This is a genomic window from Xanthobacter sp. 126 (genome assembly GCF_000526175.1).
Classification (GTDB): domain Bacteria; phylum Pseudomonadota; class Alphaproteobacteria; order Rhizobiales; family Xanthobacteraceae; genus Xanthobacter; species Xanthobacter aminoxidans.
This window is the reverse complement of the sequence record NZ_JAFO01000001.1, coordinates 2,703,755-2,718,252: the sequence shown is the minus strand read 5'-3', so window position 1 is coordinate 2,718,252 and position 14,498 is coordinate 2,703,755. Positions and strand designations below refer to the sequence as shown.

The 14,498-nt window shown below is 67.1% G+C and carries 12 protein-coding genes and 1 tRNA gene; 3 read left to right on the top strand and 10 right to left on the bottom strand.

All coding sequences use genetic code 11. The features are described 5' to 3' along the window. Positions 1-372: 372 nt before the first annotated feature. Positions 373-666 (bottom strand): septal ring lytic transglycosylase RlpA family protein, encoded by a 294-nt coding sequence (locus XAN126_RS0112980; RefSeq protein WP_245272375.1) that lies wholly within the window; start codon positions 664-666, stop codon positions 373-375. 328 nt (positions 667-994) lie between these two features. On the opposite strand from XAN126_RS0112980, the gene XAN126_RS0112975 reads away from it, so the two are divergent. Then, a tRNA-Pro gene (locus tag XAN126_RS0112975) sits at positions 995-1,072 on the top strand. Positions 1,073-1,840: 768 nt separating this feature from the next. On the opposite strand, the gene XAN126_RS27760 is transcribed toward XAN126_RS0112975, so the two are convergent. Continuing rightward, complete coding sequence (locus XAN126_RS27760) at positions 1,841-2,311, bottom strand: DUF2190 family protein (protein ID WP_245272254.1); 471 nt, start codon at positions 2,309-2,311, stop codon at positions 1,841-1,843. Between the two features lie 248 nt (positions 2,312-2,559). On the opposite strand from XAN126_RS27760, the gene XAN126_RS0112970 reads away from it, so the two are divergent. Further along, a complete protein-coding gene (locus XAN126_RS0112970; protein ID WP_024279020.1) occupies positions 2,560-3,423 on the top strand; it encodes an MBL fold metallo-hydrolase in 864 nt (287 codons plus the stop codon). A 188-nt stretch (positions 3,424-3,611) separates the two neighbouring features. On the opposite strand, the gene XAN126_RS0112965 is transcribed toward XAN126_RS0112970, so the two are convergent. After that, positions 3,612-4,076 (bottom strand): SAM-dependent methyltransferase, encoded by a 465-nt coding sequence (locus XAN126_RS0112965; RefSeq protein ID WP_029877130.1) that lies wholly within the window; start codon positions 4,074-4,076, stop codon positions 3,612-3,614. A 126-nt stretch (positions 4,077-4,202) separates the two neighbouring features. On the opposite strand from XAN126_RS0112965, the gene mazG reads away from it, so the two are divergent. Then, positions 4,203-5,051: a nucleoside triphosphate pyrophosphohydrolase gene (mazG, locus tag XAN126_RS0112960; protein ID WP_024279018.1), complete on the top strand. Its 849-nt coding sequence runs from the start codon at positions 4,203-4,205 to the stop codon at positions 5,049-5,051. Between the two features lie 15 nt (positions 5,052-5,066). On the opposite strand, the gene hflX is transcribed toward mazG, so the two are convergent. The 7 genes from hflX to XAN126_RS0112925 all read right to left on the bottom strand — a co-directional run bounded on the left by hflX (position 5,067) and on the right by XAN126_RS0112925 (position 14,346). After that, positions 5,067-6,446: a GTPase HflX gene (hflX, locus tag XAN126_RS0112955; RefSeq protein WP_029877129.1), complete on the bottom strand. Its 1,380-nt coding sequence runs from the start codon at positions 6,444-6,446 to the stop codon at positions 5,067-5,069. Between the two features lie 170 nt (positions 6,447-6,616). Further along, a complete protein-coding gene (gene hfq, locus XAN126_RS0112950; protein ID WP_024279016.1) occupies positions 6,617-6,871 on the bottom strand; it encodes an RNA chaperone Hfq in 255 nt (84 codons plus the stop codon). A 149-nt stretch (positions 6,872-7,020) separates the two neighbouring features. Next, positions 7,021-7,878, bottom strand: coding sequence for a D-amino-acid transaminase (locus XAN126_RS0112945; protein WP_024279015.1), 858 nt, complete (start codon positions 7,876-7,878; stop codon positions 7,021-7,023). Positions 7,879-7,892: 14 nt separating this feature from the next. Beyond that, the gene (locus XAN126_RS0112940) at positions 7,893-9,305 is read right to left on the bottom strand and encodes a hypothetical protein (protein WP_024279014.1); all 1,413 of its coding nucleotides are present in this window, start codon (positions 9,303-9,305) and stop codon (positions 7,893-7,895) included. 23 nt (positions 9,306-9,328) lie between these two features. Then, positions 9,329-10,705, bottom strand: a complete 1,377-nt coding sequence (trkA, locus tag XAN126_RS0112935) for a Trk system potassium transporter TrkA (RefSeq protein ID WP_024279013.1) — start codon at positions 10,703-10,705, stop codon at positions 9,329-9,331. 110 nt (positions 10,706-10,815) lie between these two features. Next, positions 10,816-12,183 carry a sigma-54 dependent transcriptional regulator gene (locus XAN126_RS0112930; RefSeq protein WP_024279012.1) on the bottom strand — a complete coding sequence of 456 codons (1,368 nt, stop codon included), beginning with the start codon at positions 12,181-12,183 and terminating at the stop codon, positions 10,816-10,818. Positions 12,184-12,186: 3 nt separating this feature from the next. Further along, positions 12,187-14,346 (bottom strand): PAS domain-containing sensor histidine kinase, encoded by a 2,160-nt coding sequence (locus XAN126_RS0112925; RefSeq protein WP_245272253.1) that lies wholly within the window; start codon positions 14,344-14,346, stop codon positions 12,187-12,189. Positions 14,347-14,498 lie beyond the last annotated feature (152 nt).

Sequence of the window (14,498 nt, the reverse complement as noted above, 5' to 3'; positions counted from 1 at the left end):
GCGGAGCAGGGCGGCACCGGCCGTTCCGGTCGAGGAGGTTGTCGTCAGCCAGCAGGCGGAGCCGAGCCAGAGGCTCCCCCGTGAGCCTTTGCGCCCCGGACCGCCGGAGCAGTATCTGCCGCCGCATCTTCGGTCGGAGCCGCGCGTGGTGGGCCAGCCGCCCATTGCGGCCCCGGTGCTCTCCCGCGACGACGTGCACCGGATGCAGTCGGCCCTCTATGAGCTGGGCGAATGCCGTCGGCTGATGGAAGGACTGACCGGACGGCGGGGCGAGGCCAGGGCGGCCGACTGACCGGCCATAATCGGTGTCGGGCAAGGCCGGGCGCGAGGCAATCCCCAGACACGCCCGGCCTCCCCTTCAATTCCGTCCGGTCACTCGACGACGGAGAGGGAAACGCGGGTGACGCCAGAGCCGGTAAAGCCGAGCTCCGACGCTGCCGCCTTGGACACGTCGATCACCCGGCCACGGACGAATGGCCCGCGATCGTTGATGCGGACCACGACGGCTTTTCCATTGCGAAGATTGGTGACACGCACCTTGGTGCCGAAGGGCAGGGAACGATGGGCGGCCGTGTAGGCCGTCGGGTTGAAACGTTCACCACTCGCGGTGCTGCGGCCTTGCCAATAGTAGGAGGCGATGCCGGTGGAGGTGTCCGCGTTCGCCATGTTCGGAACGGCCATGGAGGCCGGCAGGGACAGGGCGGCGCAGGACAGGACCACACGTATCTTCATCCGTTCAATCTTCCGTGTTGTTGAGGAAGATCGCCGAATGACCGCGCAATCAGGCCACATTGACACGGTTCGCCGGCGAAAGAGTGGCGATTCGTTCTCCCCTGCCACAATCCCGCCGCGATGTGTCGCCGAACAGCGCAGCCTGAGGTGGTATCTTTATCCCGTTTGAATGATCCCTGGGGAGAGCGGCGCGCGCTTTGCACATTCGGTTCGGGAGGGGCTTGTCGGGGCCACGGTGATGGTCTAAGCCTCCCCTCCACGTCGGAGCGTAGCGCAGCCCGGTTAGCGCACTAGTCTGGGGGACTAGGGGTCGGAGGTTCAAATCCTCTCGCTCCGACCATTCAAATAATTAATTTTATTAATGAAATGATGGGCGCTAGGGCGCCGTTTTCATTTTCCGCCTTGTCGGTCCGCACCTAGTCTGCACCACACAGGGTGTTGGTCCGCACTAAGTCCGCACGAAAGGCCAGAAGCGCAGCCATCGGCCGCTTCTGGCCTTTTCTTTTGAAAGATGTGGGGTAAGCCACTCAGCCATATCATAAAGCGGAGCGGCAGCCCCAATGCTGTACCTTCTTCTCAATGCCTTCGCGAGATTGAGTGCCTCAAGGCCCGACTCGGCAGCGCGTTTCGAAAGCTCCCCCTCCAAGTCCTCAATCCAGTTCTCTGCTGTCGAATTAATCGAATTTTGGCGCTCCTCTATATGTCCGGGAAGAGCATGGATTTTGGCGCCCAGGGCGCGATCAAGTGACCGCCAGCCTTCAAGGTCATCGGGGATCTGGGGAACAGACGGGAGGGTAGTGTCTGACGTGCCCCCCTGAAACTCCTCCAGAAATAACTAGAGTCCGGCCCAGGAGAGAAACGTTTCCCACATGAGGCCCTCGAATCGGCGTTAGCGTCAGCGTCGCCGAAGCATATGGCACCTACCGAGAAGCTGCACGGCAACCTGAGCTTGTCTTGGGCACCGACAAATAGGGCGGCCTTTTCGAGCCGCCCCGTGTGAGCTTGGTTCTCTCTTGAACATTTCTATACTCCTTCGAGGGTGCCGGGAGGCGCAGAGTACCTTTCCGCTATGGGGCTGCGCACAAGCCCTTCAATGAAACGCCCCCGACTATCCGGTGCCCGGCCAGTGCCTGGAGATGTCGCCACTGCGAGGCCGGGGAGTCGTGGTGGGACGCGGCTGCATCACGCGCCATAACCGTTGAGCCGGACCCGGCCCGTCGCAGAGGGGGTCGCGGCCGGCGCTTAGGCGGTGCCGATGAGCGTGTTGCCCGAAGCCGTGGTGGGTGCAGTTCTTGGCAGTGCCGTCCCAATAGACCTTGACACCCTGTGTCCACGCCTGTGCCGACACCTTCGCGATGTCGAAAACACTGACCACAGCGAGTTCCACCTCGGCACCCTCAGGTGCGGCGGTGGACGCGATGCCGAATAGCGCACCCACGACCACGCCCGCGCCGCTTGTGCCCCCCACCCCCGCGGGGGGCGATTGCGGGCATGGTATCGCTGAGCCGCCGAATGGGCGAGCCGTTGACGCGCGCGGCGGCGGCTGACGGCTGCGCGGCGGCACCGGGGTGCCGCCCATTGTTCACCTCATGCTTCAGGCGAATCGCGATTCGCATCTCTTTGCTGACATATGATTTTCTGCCCGAACCTCATCCGATCCTGAAGGAGCGCTGTGGCGGCAAGCCCGAGGGTTTTAGAAGCGAAGGACCGCTTCAGCCACGATGAAAACGCCGCCTTACAAGGTGGCGCGATGTGACTCCGGGCGCGATTTGGAGCACCCTGCGGCAGATTCTGCGCCGGGTGATCCCGGCCGCCGGGAGAGACGTGATGCCCCCCTCCAGCGACGCCGCGACACTGACCTTCACCATCCTGGGATGCGGCTCCTCGGGCGGCGTACCGCGGGTGGGGCAGGGGTGGGGCGCCTGCGATCCCGCCAATCCGCGCAATCGCCGCCGCCGTTGCTCGATGCTGGTGGAGCGCGTCGGTCCCGGCGGCAAAACCAGCGTCCTTGTCGATGCTTCGCCGGACCTGCGGGAGCAATTGCTCGGCGTGAACGTGACCCATCTGGACGCCGTGCTGTTCACCCACGAGCATGCAGACCACACCCACGGGATCGATGATCTGCGGCCGCTGGCCATCCACAACCGCAAGCGCGTCGACATCTATGCGGACGAAGATACCGCTCGCGTCCTGCATCAGCGCTTCGCCTATTGCTTCGCCACGCCCCCGGGCAGTGCCTATCCGCCGATCCTGAACGACCATCGGTATCGGGAAGGCCGAGAGATCGTCATCGATGGCGCGGGCGGCCCCATCGCGGCGCTGCCGTTCCGCCAGCGGCACGGCGACATCGACGCCTTCGGCTTCCGGTTTGGCGGCGTGGCCTATTCAAGCGATGTGAATGGGTTTCCCGAAAACAGCCTGGCGCATCTGCACAATCTCGACGTCTGGATCATCGACGCCCTGCGGGAGACGCCGCACCCCTCGCATTTCACTCTGCAGGAAGCGCTGGACCATGTGGCGCTGCTCAAGCCCAATCTCGCGATCCTGACCAACCTGCACACGGACCTCGATTATTCCACCCTGGCGGCGCGCCTGCCGGAGGGGGTGATCCCTGCCTATGACGGCATGCAGTTCACGTCGGACGTCCGAAGCGGCGCGGCCGTTCATGAGCGGACCGGGGCGGCAGGCTAGCCGCCTGCTCGACTCGGGCATTACTTTTGAAGTCTCACTTAAGTCGCTGTCTTAGATGGATGAAATTGTGAATTTCGGCGGTACCGAACCGTGGTACCCGGCGGAGCGAAGGTTGCCCGTCGCCCTTTATGTTCCATAATATATCTTCTGCGATTATCGTTTTCAGGGGGAGACGCGATCGCCCCGCCTCACGCGTGCTGCACCTTCAGGTCGACCAGCGGCGTGCCGTCGAGGCAGTCCAGGCCGCGCACCATCACCTTGAGCCCCTCCACGCCCACGAGCGTGACGACCGAGGACGCGATGGGGTTCGGCCGCACCGGCGAGCGCAGCGCGAAGGTGCCGCGGGTGCCGCCGTCGCGCGGGCTCTGGAGCACGAGGTCGCGGCGCGCCCGGTCCATCCAGTAGAGCACCTGGAGGTGCGGGCAGTCGGCGACGCCCGTCAGAGCGTCCGCCCAGCGCGGATCGATCTCCAGCGTACAGACGGGCCCCTCCTCCGGATCGCCGCGGCGCGGACAGGCCGCGCGCACCGTCCACGGCGTGCGGATGCGGCCGATGAAATAGAGCCCCGCGTCGAAGTGCTCCGGCAGCGCGACGCTCGTCTCGCCGGGCCGGATGTCGTCGTCGATGGGGCTGGCGGGCGTGATCTCGATCATGGGCGGGAATCCGTTGGACGCCGACAGCATAGGCGTCGCAGCCCCGTGCTCAAAGGCGGCATCGGGCGCAGTCGCGCGCGGCGTGCCCGCGCACTAGGATGGTGCCCCATCCCTCCGGAGCCCCACATGCAGCCCTCCCGCGACATTGCGCGCCTCATCGAGATCATGGCGGCCCTGCGCACGCCGGGCACCGGTTGCCCGTGGGATCTGGAGCAGACCTTCGCGACCATCGCGCCCTACACGCTGGAAGAGGCCTATGAGGTGGCGGATGCCATCGCCCGCGCCGACTTGCCGGATCTGAAGGAAGAGCTGGGCGACCTGCTGCTGCAGGTGGTGTTCCACGCCCGCCTGGCGGAGGAGGAAGGCACCTTCGCCTTCCCTGACGTGGTGGAGGCCATCACGTCCAAGCTGGTGCGGCGGCACCCCCATGTGTTCGGCGACGCCCGCGATCTGTCGCCCGAAGCGGTGAAAGGGATGTGGACCGAGATCAAGGCACAGGAGAAGGCCGAGCGCGCCGCCGCCCGCGCCGCTGCCGGGCTGGCGCCGGAGGAGGGCGTAAAAGGGACCCTCTCGGGCGTCGCCCTGCCCCTCCCTGCCCTCACCCGCGCCCTGAAGCTTCAGGAGAAAGCCAGCCGCGTGGGCTTCGACTGGAATGATGCGCGGCAGGTGCTGGCCAAGATCCGCGAGGAGACCGAGGAAGTCTCGCAGGCCCTCGACGCCGGCGGCACCGAGGCCATCCGCGACGAGATCGGCGACCTGCTGTTTGCCGTGGTGAACCTCGCCCGCCATGCGGACGTCGATCCCGAGACGGCGCTGCGCGGCACCAACGAGAAGTTCACCCGGCGCTTCGGCCATGTGGAGACACAGCTCGCGGCGGACGGCCGCCGTCCGAACGATGCCAGCCTCGACGAGATGGAAGCCCTCTGGCAGGACGCCAAGCGGCTGGAGAAGCAGAGCGAGCGGGCGGCCGAATAGCCGCCGGCACGCCGCCTACATGGTGTGGACCCGTCGCGCCCCGAAGCGCCGGGCGACAAGGCCGGCGCGCTCCGGCGGAATGCGCAGGGCCACCTGCAGCACGCCGTCCTCGCCGGTGGTGCGCTCCAGCACCTCGCCATGGCGGTAGAGCCAGCCGAGCCCCTCGCCGTCCTCCGCCGCAAGGATCACCGAAAGCGTCACGCGCCCGGAGGTGATACGACGCTCGATGACGCCGAGGAGGTCGTCCGTCCCCTCCCCGGTCAGGGCCGAGACGGCAACGGGCGCCTCGGCCCCCGCACGCAGGGTCTGGTTCTGCACCTGCTCGCGGGCCTCGGGCGAAAGCCGGTCGATCTTGTTCCAGACCTCGATGACCCGTCCGCCGTCCTTGACCTCGACCCCGAGGTCTTCCAGCACGTCGGCCACATCCGCCGCCTGCGCCTCGGTGTCGGGGTGGGAGATGTCGCGGACGTGCAGGATCAGGTCCGCCTCCAGCACCTCTTCCAGCGTGGCCCGGAAGGCGGCGACGAGCTGGGTCGGCAGCTCGGAGATGAAGCCCACCGTGTCGGAGAGGATGATGCGGGTGCCATGCGGCAGGTCCACAGCCCGAAGGGTCGGATCAAGCGTGGCGAACAGCAGGTCCTTGGCCATCACCTCGGCGCGGGTGAGCCGGTTGAACAGCGTGGACTTGCCGGCGTTGGTGTAGCCCACCAGCGCAACGATGGGATAAGGCACGCGCTTGCGGCTCGCCCGGTGCAGGCCGCGGGTGCGCTTCACCTGCTCCAGCTCCTTCTCGATGCGAATGATGCGATCGCCGATGAGACGGCGGTCGGCCTCGATCTGCGTCTCGCCCGGGCCGCCGAGGAAGCCGAAGCCGCCGCGCTGGCGTTCCAGATGGGTCCAGGAACGCACCAGCCGGGAGCGCTGGTAATTGAGGTGGGCCAGTTCCACCTGCAACGCGCCTTCCTTGGTACGGGCGCGCATGCCGAAAATTTCGAGAATCAGCGCGGTGCGGTCCACAACCTTGGTGGACCAGGCTTTCTCCAGATTGCGCTGCTGAACGGGAGACAGAGCAGCGTCGAAGAAGACGAGATCCACATGCTCGGCCTCCACGATCGCCGCCAGCTCTTCCACTTTTCCGGTACCAAGATAGGTCGCGGGGCGGATCTCGGACAGAGATACGAGGCCTGAGAAGACGACGTTCAACTCAATGGCGGCGGCAAGGCCCACGGCCTCGTCGAGCCGCGCCTCGGGGCTGCGCCGTTCCGGCGCGCCTCCCCTGCCCCGCCGGCTGACGACGGGAGTGACGACAGCACAGCGCACGGCCGGCGCGCGACGGTCGATACCGCCACGCGTAGGCTCGTGCGTCGTGTCGTGGGTGGGGCTTTCGGAATCCATCCCGGATTCGGACAGCAGCGCCTCATGCTCGCCGGGGACCGGAATATCCTCCCCGGCGTCGATGGGACCTTCAACCTTGCGGCCTGCGAGCTTGGACGTTGCCGTCTTCGACGTATCTGCCTTGGACTTTGAACGTCCGCCCGCCTTCTTCCCGCTTTGATGCTGCACGCTTAAGCCTTTTCTCCCCCATCGTCCGTGGGATCGAACAACTGGACCGGGTGACCCGGCATGATCGTGGAAATCGCGTGCTTGTAAACCAGCTGGGAATGCCCGTCCCGGCGCAGGAGCACGCAGAAATTATCGAACCAAGTAACGACGCCCTGCAATTTCACCCCGTTCACCAGGAAAATCGTGAGGGGAGTCTTGTTCTTGCGGACGTGATTGAGAAAAGTGTCTTGGAGATTTTGTGTCCGTTCCGCCGCCATTTTCGTATCCATTGTTTCGGCGTTGAGGCCCACGGGCAAGCGCACGTATGGAGTGTACACCCCCGTGAGAGTTGGGCTCCTAGAATGGCACAGCCCCATGGCGGCGCAATATTATTTTGCTCCGCAACATGATCCGGTCTGGGACAAACTCAGGCGACTTCCGAAAAATCGTGGAATTTCAATCGTAAAGCCTTAGCGACGGGGCCGGGGACACCTGATCCAACCGGGCTACCGTCGATCATCACGACCGGCATGATGACCGTGGTCGCGGCCGAGATGAACGCCTCGTCCGCGGCGTGGGCCTCCGCAACCGTGAACGGCCGTTCCTCAATGGTATAGCCGAGATCCGCCGCCACCTCGAATGCCACAGTGCGGGTGATTCCCCTGAGGATGCCGCTGTCTGCGGGGCGCGTGACGATGGTGCGGCCGGCGGTCACGATCCAGGCGTTGGTGGAGGCGCCTTCGGTCACATAGCCGTCGTCATCGACGAACCACGCCTCGCGCGCACCAGCCTCCTTCGCCAACTGCTTCGCCAGCACGTTCGGCAGCAGGGAGACGCTCTTGATGTCGACGCGCGGCCAGCGATTCTCCGGCACGGTGATGACGGCGACGCCCTTGCGCGCCAGCGCTTCCTGCGCCTCCCGGTCGGTGCGGCGGGCGGTCACGACAATGGAGGGGGCGGTATCCGGCGCAGGAAAGGCGTGGTCGCGACGTGCGACGCCCCGGGACACCTGCAGGTAGACCATGCCGTTGCGCACGTGGTTGCGGCGCACCACTTCCCTGAGCACCGCGGACAGCGCCGCCCGTGACATGGGCGATGCAATGAACAGCTCGCGCAGGGAGCGATCGAGCCGGTCGAGATGCCGGCGTTCGTCCACCAGCCGGCCGCCGAGCACCTCGCAGACCTCATAGACGCCGTCGGCGAACTGATAGCCGCGATCCTCCACATGCACGCTGGCGTCGCGATGGGGGAGATAGCGTCCGTTGACGTAGGCGATGCGCGACATGACTGCGTCGGCCCTCAGGTGCGCCAGATGGCGAGATGGATGAAGACGAAAAGCCCGATGATCTCCAGCCGCCCCGCGACCATGCCGATGCCGGCGACCAGCACCGAGCCCCACGGCAGGGAGGAGATGGCCGGCCAGCCGCCGCCCGCGGCGTCGTAGACCGGGCCGGTATTGGTGACGACCGCCGCCGCTGCCGCCAGCGCCGCATCGAGCGAGGGCAGGCCGGGACTGAGCGCGATCACGCACAGGCCGTACAGGAAAGCGAGGCTCGCCGCCCCCGCCCAGACGCCCCGCATGGCGGAACCGACGCCGCCCTCCAGCGCCGAGGGCAGGACGATGTGGGGATAGACCAGGCGCAGGAGATCGCCCCGCGTGCGCAGCAGGATGGCGCGCAGCCGCAGCATCTTCAGCCCGCCCGCCACCGACAGCGCGCCGCCGCCCAGCAGAACTACAAGAATGACGAGGCCGAGCGGCAGGCTGGCATAGGTGCCTTCATGCGGGCCGATGCCACTGGTCGAGATCAATGAGGCGGCGGTGAAAAGGCCGTCACGCACCGCGTCGAGCGACGACATCTCGTCGGTGCGGAACAGCAGGGCGCCGAGGATGATGCCGAGCACCGCCCACCAGCCGATGATGATGATGCTTTCCACCTGCTCCGGCGCGGCGTTGATGCGGCGGGTGATCAGCGCCCGGTGCCAGCGCACGCTGGTGGCGCTGAAGATGAGGAAGGGCAGCAGCAGCCACTTGGGCGTCTCGTCGAGCGCCAGCGCCAGTTGTGCCTCCGGCGGCAGATGGGCGCCGGCAGAGACCACGGCGGTGGCCAGCGTGAAGGCCACATAGAGGGTCTCGCCGGACGCGAGCAGCACGATCATCGCCAGCGCGGTCGCCGCCACATAGGCGGGGCTGATCTCGCGCAGGACCTTCACCAGATCTACCACGTCGAGCGCGGTGCCGCCGCGCGGCGTGCGATCCGGCAATCCGCCGAGCCCCGCCGGCGCCAGCACGGCGACCGCCGTGACCACGGTCAAGAGACCGCCGGCCCATTGCAGCAGTCCGAGGAAGACATAGAGGCTCGCCGGTCCCTGATGGAGCGCGGTGAGACCGGTCGCGGTGAAGGCGGAAAGCGCCTCGAACCAGGCCTGAAGCGGCGACAGGCCGGAGACGATGGCGACCGCCGGCGTCGCCATCAGCGGCAGCACCAGCCACATACAGGCCACCAGCGCCACGGCCCCTGACCGCGTCAGGCGCATCTCCAGCCCGTGGGTGGTGAAGCGAAGCAAGCCCGCGAGGAACAGGCAGAAGCCGGACGTGGCGAGCCACACGGCCACCGGCCCCGTGCCGGTGCGCGCGGCAACCGCCATCGGCAGGAGCGCGAACGCCCCGATGGCGGCGATGCCGGCGGCAAGCGGGCGGGCGGCGTTGGCCATGGGTCGGGAACCTTGAGGTCGGTTCAGAAGAATTCGAGGGCCACGCGGAACAGCTGCTCCACGCGCTTGATGCGATCGGCGAGGGCGAACAGCACCACCCGGTCGTGGGCGCGGACGACGAAATCGCCGCGCGGCAGCAGTACCTGCCCGTTGCGCACCACGGCGCCGATACGCAGCCCGTCCAGCAGGCTGAGATCGCGCAGCGGCTTGCCCACCAGCGGCGAGGTTTCCAGCGCTTCCGCCTCGATCATCTCGCCCGAGCCGTCGAGCAGCGCATGGACGCCGCGGATGCGGCCGCGCCGCACATGCTGGAGCACCTTGGAGACGGTGATCTGGCGCGGATTCACATGGGCGTCGATGCCGAGGCCGCGGGCGAAGGTGGCGTAGCCCTGCTCGTTCAGCAGCGCGAGGATGCGCTTTGCCCCCACCTGCTTGGAGAGCAGGCACGAGAGGATGTTGATCCGATCGTCGTTGGTGAGGGCGATCATTGTGTCCGCCTCCCCCACGCCCGCCTCGTCGAGGATGGCGCGTTCCAGCGCGTCGCCGTTGAGCACGACGGTGCGGCGCAGTTCCTCGGCGATGGTCTGCGAGCGCTCGCGGGAGGCCTCGATCAGCTTCACGCGGGCGGCGGCGTTGCGCTTCTCCAGCTCGGTCGCGACGTAGTAGCCGATATTGCCACCGCCAGCGATGACGATCCGCTGGGCCGGCACCTCGTCGTGCCCGAACAGGGAGAGCGTGCGCTGCACGTGGTCGGCCTGGGCGACGAAATAGACGAGATCACCGGTGAGAAGCTGGTCGTTGGAGCGCGGCACGAAGCTGCGCCCGGCCCGGCTCACCGCGACGATGGTCGCCTGGATGTCCGGGAAAAGCTCGGTCAGCTGCTTCAGCGGCGTGTCCACCACCGGGCAGTCCTCGGTGCAGGAGACGCCGACGATCACCACTGCACCGTCCGCGAAGCTCACCGTGTCGGAGGCGCCGGGCAGGGAAAGGCGGCGCAGCACCATCTCGCCCACCTCCACCTCGGGGGAGATGATGACGTCGATGGGCAGCTGGTCGCGGGAGAACAGGTCGCGCCATTCGGGGGCGAGATAGGTCTGGGCGCGGATGCGGGCGAGCTTGGTCGGCACGTTGAACAGGGCGTGGCCCACCTGGCAGGCCACCATGTTCACCTCGTCGTGGAGGGTCACGGCGATGAGCATGTCCGCCTGCTCGATGCCCGCGCGGGCGAGCACGTCCGGATGGGACCCCTGCCCCACCACGCCGCGCACGTCGAGCTGTTCCGTCACCATCTGGATGCGGCGCGGGGACGTGTCGATGATGGACACGTCGTTCTGCTCACCGGCGAGGCGCTCGGCGATGCCGAACCCCACCTGGCCCGCGCCGCAGATCACGACCTTCATGAACCCTCCCCCCGGCGCCCGGCCCCCGCAGGTCAGCGGACCGAACGCACCGATGCAGTCCCCTTTTCGGGCACCCCGTCAACCCGCCCCCCGGTCACGTCCGGGGACCTTCACCCTACGCCGAGAGCCTTAAGCTTTCGATGAAGGGCCGAGCGCTCCATGCCGACGAATTCGGCGGTGCGCGAGATGTTGCCGCCGAAGCGGTTGATCTGGGCGGCGAGATATTCGCGCTCGAACACCTCGCGCGCCTCACGCAGCGGCAGGCCCATCAGATGCTCGCCGCCGTTGCCGTTCGGAAGCGTAGGCACCAGCGCGCCCACGTCCGGCGGCAGCATGGCGGCGGTGATGGTCGCCTCCGGATCGCCGCCGGCAAGAATAAGCAGGCGCTCCACATTGTTGCGCAGCTGGCGCACATTGCCCGGCCAGTCGTGGGATTGCAGTACCGCCATGGCGTCCTCGCCGATGGGCCGGCGCGGCAGGCCGGTGGTCTGGGAGATGCTATCGAGGAAGAAGTCCACGAGATCGGGAATGTCCTCGCGCCGCTCGGCGAGCGGCGGCACGCGGATCGGCACCACCGAGAGGCGGTGGTAGAGATCCTCGCGGAAGCGGCCCTTGGCGATCTCCTCCTCCAGGTTGCGCCCGGTGGAGGAGATGATGCGCACGTCCACCGTCACCTTGTCGTTGGAGCCGACGCGGGTGAAGGTCTGTTCCACGAGCACCCGCAGCACGCGGTTCTGCGTCTCCCGCGGCATGTCGGCGATCTCGTCGAGGAAGAGCGTGCCACCGTGCGCCTCTTCGAGCGCCCCGCGCTTCTGCTCCCTGCCCTCCCCGTCCGCGACGCCGAACAGCTCGAACTCCAGCCGCTCCGGCGTCATGGCCGCGGAATTCAGCACCACGAACGGCCCCTGCGCGCGCCCGGAAACGCTGTGAACGAGCCGCGCGGTGAGTTCCTTGCCCGAGCCGGAGGGGCCGACGATGAGGATGCGGCTGTTGGTGGGACCGACCCGTTCAATGGTGCCCTTGAGCTGCTGGATCGCGCTGGAGCGGCCGACGAGGATGCGCCCGTGCGGCGTGAGCTGCTTCAGCTCCTTCAGCTCGCGCTTGAGACGCAGCGTTTCCAGCGCCCGCTCGGTGACCATCACCAGCCGGTCGGCATTGAACGGCTTCTCGATGAAGTCGTAGGCCCCGCGCTTGATGGCGGCGACCGCGGTCTCGATGTTGCCGTGGCCGGAGATCATCACCACCGGCAGGTCCGGGTGCTGCGACTTGATCTCGTTGAGCAGTTCCAGGCCATCGAGGCGGCTGCCCTGCAGCCAGATGTCGAGGAACACGAGATTCGGCCGCCGCGAAGCAATGGCGCCGAGCGCGCCGTCGGCATCCCGGGCGGTGCGGGCGGAATAGCCCTCGTCCTCCAGAATGCCGGCGACCAGCTCGCCGATATCGGCCTCGTCGTCGACGATGAGGATGTCCATGGCCATGGATCAGGCCCTCCCTGCTTGAGGGACCGGTTGCGCCCCGCCCGCGCCGGCCGGTGGTAGACCATCCGCCCGCATGCGGAGCCTGATCCAGGCGCCGCGACCCTCGGGCGAATCGTTGAGTTCAATGCCGCCGCCGTGCTCTTCCATGATCTTGCCGACGATGGCGAGGCCGAGCCCCGTCCCCTTCTCGCGCGTGGTCACATAGGGCTCCAGCAGGCGGCTGCGTTTCTCGCGCGGCAGGCCCGCGCCATTGTCGATGACGTCGATCAGGAGATCCTCCCCCGCCGCGGAGACGCGGACGCGGATGCGGCCCTTGCCGCGCTCGGCGTCCGGGACAGCCTCGATGGCTTCCGCGGCGTTCTTGAGAATGTTGGTGAGTGCCTGGCTGATGAGCCGGCGGTCGAAGCGGGCCGGCTGCGCTGCCGGCAGCTCGGCCTCGAAGGTGACGTCGGGGTGTCCGACCCGCATGAGGAATACCGCCTGCCGGACCGTCTCGGCGAGATCCTGCGCATCGACGACGGGCTTGGGCATGCGGGCGAAGGAGGAGAACTCGTCCACCATGCGGCCGATGTCTCCCACCTGCCGGATGATGGTATCCGTGCACTGGTCGAACACATCGCGATCCTGGGTGATGTGGCGGCCGTACTTGCGCTTCAGCCGCTCGGCGGACAGCTGGATGGGGGTAAGCGGGTTCTTGATCTCGTGGGCGATACGCCGCGCCACGTCCGCCCATGCCGAGGTGCGCTGGGCGGTGATGAGGGCGGTGATGTCGTCGAGCGTCACCACCCAGCCGTGCGCCTCGGCTCCCGATTGCTCGGTGGTGACGCGCATGGCGAAGATGCGCTCGCGACCGTCGCGCTGGACAGTGATGTTGCCTTGCACCGCCCGCTGCCCGGCGCCCCGCGCCTCCTCCAGCAGGGCCGCCGTCTCCGGCACCACCTCGGCGAGCGGGCGGCCGAGGCCCTCGGCCTCGGTGACACCGAGAAGGCGTTCGGCGGAGAGGTTGAGGATGGTGACGCGGGCATCGGCATCAAGGCCGATCACGCCCGCGCCGACGCCGGAGAGCACGGCCTCGGTGAAGCGGCGGCGGCTGTCCATCTGGTCGCGGGCGCTGACCAGGGCGTTGCGCTGGGTCTTCAGCTCGCCGGTCATCTTGTTGAAGGTCTCGCCGAGGGTGGCGAGGTCGCCTTCTGCACGGTTCACCGGCACCTGGATGTCGAGATTGCCCTTGGCCACGCGATCCGCCGCCCACATCAGACGGCGGATGGGCGCAACCAGCCACTTGGAGAAATTGATGGCCATCCACCCCGCCGAGAGCAACACGATGAGGGTAATCAAGGCATACATGAGCGCGAAGGTGATCTGCACGCGGAAGCGCCTGCCTTCCAAGGCGCGATAGTCGGCGAGCGTCTCGCTCGTGACCTTCAGATAGCCGAGCACCCGCGGATCGATCGGCCGAGCCACGTAGAGGAAGAGATCGTCGAAGCCGGTGAGCGGGACCACGGCGCCCACATAGTCGGCGTCCACGTAAATGATGGGCTGCTCGGTGGTTGCTTCGTTGATGGCGATGTTGGCGGGGACGAGGAATTCGCGTCCGGTGCGCAGATTGGCCCGTTCCACCACCGACAGGTCGCGATGGATGATCTGGGCGCCCGGCACATTTCGGAGGGCAGCCTGGGCCGTCAGCACCTGCCGGAACTTGTCGATGTCGGTGTCGTAGAGGGTCTTCTGCTGCGACAGGTCGTTGGCCATGGCCAGGGCGTCGCCGCGGATGGATAGGGCGTGCTCGCGCACATAGGTCTGCGCGACCGAGGAGGCCGAGCCGACAATCTCCTGCGTGCGCTCGGAGAAATAGCGGTCGAGGGTGCGGTCGAGGGTGAAGCTCGCCACAAGCGCCACCACGACCGCCGGCACCACCGCGACGCCGGCGAACAACCCGATGATTCGCACATGCAGGCGCGAGGCAGCGCGCCCGCGCGCCCGGGCCCGGAAGATGCGCCACACCTCTCGGCCGATGATGGCAACGAGAACAAGCACGGCAGCGCCAGCGGCGGTCAGCAAGCCGTTGACCACCTCTTCCGTCGGCACGATGGAGGTGAGGCCCATGATGACGGCGAAGGTCGCAACCGCCGTGGCCAGCGCCAGGACAACGACAACGGGCACGAACAGACGCGAGAACAGACTGCGCCGCGGCCTCATGTCTTTTGCGGCGTATCTGACCGGCTCATCGCTCATGTGTGCCTAACCGTCCCAACGCTGCCGGCCGCGCGACGACTCGCGCAGTCCAGAGTGATGCAGTGGAACGACACTGGTGC

Excerpts from the sequence above, each read along its gene's own strand:
- XAN126_RS0112945 (WP_024279015.1), bottom strand. The coding sequence starts at position 7,878 with ATGTCGCGCATCGCCTACGTCAACGGACGCTATCTCCCCCATCGCGAC.
- XAN126_RS27760 (WP_245272254.1), bottom strand. The coding sequence starts at position 2,311 with ATGGGCGGCACCCCGGTGCCGCCGCGCAGCCGTCAGCCGCCGCCGCGC.
- XAN126_RS0112930 (WP_024279012.1), bottom strand. The coding sequence starts at position 12,183 with ATGGCCATGGACATCCTCATCGTCGACGACGAGGCCGATATCGGCGAG.
- trkA (WP_024279013.1), bottom strand. The coding sequence starts at position 10,705 with ATGAAGGTCGTGATCTGCGGCGCGGGCCAGGTGGGGTTCGGCATCGCC.
- XAN126_RS0112980 (WP_245272375.1), bottom strand. The coding sequence starts at position 666 with ATGGCGAACGCGGACACCTCCACCGGCATCGCCTCCTACTATTGGCAA.
- mazG (WP_024279018.1), top strand. The coding sequence starts at position 4,203 with ATGCAGCCCTCCCGCGACATTGCGCGCCTCATCGAGATCATGGCGGCC.
- XAN126_RS0112970 (WP_024279020.1), top strand. The coding sequence starts at position 2,560 with ATGCCCCCCTCCAGCGACGCCGCGACACTGACCTTCACCATCCTGGGA.
- XAN126_RS0112965 (WP_029877130.1), bottom strand. The coding sequence starts at position 4,076 with ATGATCGAGATCACGCCCGCCAGCCCCATCGACGACGACATCCGGCCC.
- XAN126_RS0112940 (WP_024279014.1), bottom strand. The coding sequence starts at position 9,305 with ATGGCCAACGCCGCCCGCCCGCTTGCCGCCGGCATCGCCGCCATCGGG.
- hfq (WP_024279016.1), bottom strand. The coding sequence starts at position 6,871 with ATGGCGGCGGAACGGACACAAAATCTCCAAGACACTTTTCTCAATCAC.
- hflX (WP_029877129.1), bottom strand. The coding sequence starts at position 6,446 with ATGGATTCCGAAAGCCCCACCCACGACACGACGCACGAGCCTACGCGT.